The 1,207-nt window shown below is 55.3% G+C and carries 1 protein-coding gene; it reads left to right on the top strand.

From position 1 onward, the window contains the following. A partial coding sequence (locus PKE98_RS26890; protein WP_271198555.1) for an IS256 family transposase occupies positions 1-1,146 on the top strand: 1,146 nt, incomplete at its 5' end. Positions 1,147-1,207 lie beyond the last annotated feature (61 nt).

Here is a 1,207-nt window from a genome sequence, read left to right as displayed (position 1 = left end):
GCCTCTGCGGCGTTCAAGAAGGCCTTGATCGAGCGAGCCCTGAGTGCTGAGCTTGGCCACCACCTGGGCTATCCGCCGGGCGCGCAGCGCCCAGAGGATGAAACCAACCAGCGCAATGGTAAAAGCGGCAAGACTGTTCTAACTGGTGATGGCCCGCTCCGACTGGATATTCCTCGCGACCGTGACGGCAGTTTTTCTCCCATCCTGATTCCCAAGCACGAGCGCCGTTACACCGGATTCGACGACAAGATCATCGCCATGTATGCCCGCGGAATGACTGTCAGAGAAATCCGTGCGTTTCTTTCCGAGCAGTACGGTACGGACGTTTCTCCCGACTTCATCAGCTCTGTAACCGATGAGGTCATGGCAGAGATCGGTGCATGGCAACAGCGTCCTTTGGAGCCGATGTATCCGGTTATTTTTTTCGATGCGCTGCGAGTCAAAATCCGCGAAGAGGGGCTGGTTCGCAATAAAGCGATCTACTTGGCCCTGGGTGTTTTGCCTGACGGAACACGCGATATTCTCGGCATTTGGATCGAAACTTCCGAGGGCGCCAAATTCTGGATGAAGGTTTTCAACGACCTTAAGACACGCGGCGTCGAAGACGTGTTGATTGCTGTGACCGATGGCCTTAAAGGCATGCCAGAAGCCCTCAGCGCCGTATTTCCAGAAACGACACTGCAAACATGCATTGTTCACCTGATCCGTAACAGTCTTGATTACGCGGCTTGGGATAAGCGTCGTGAACTGGCCAAGGCGCTCAAACCGATCTATCAGGCAGTCACCGCCGAAGCTGCCGAGCAGGCGCTGGATGCGTTTGAAAGCGGGCCATGGGGCAAGCAGTATCCGACGGTAGTGGCTGCTTGGCGCCGCGCTTGGGATCGTGTGATCCCATTTTTCGTTTTCCCGCCTGCGATCCGAAAAGTGATCTACACGACCAACGCCATCGAGAGCATCAACGCTCAACTGCGCAAGATCATCAAAACCCGAGGTCACTTCCCGACCGACGATGCGGCAACAAAACTGATCTGGCTTGGGCTGCGCAATATCACAGCAAACTGGGGCTCAGCGGCCCATGACTGGAAAAGTGCGATGAATCAATTCGCGATTCTGTACGGAGATCGATTTATCAGGCCAACCTGGTAAAAGCATGGCCTGCCTAACGGCAGGCCGTTACCGGCCCGCACACAAAAAATCTGACAGTCCC

Origin of the sequence: Pseudomonas turukhanskensis (assembly GCF_027922365.1) — a bacterium.
In the GTDB taxonomy this organism is placed as follows: Bacteria; Pseudomonadota; Gammaproteobacteria; order Pseudomonadales; family Pseudomonadaceae; genus Aquipseudomonas; species Aquipseudomonas turukhanskensis.
Note: the sequence above shows the minus strand (reverse complement) of the source record. Positions and strands in the feature narration are given on the sequence as shown.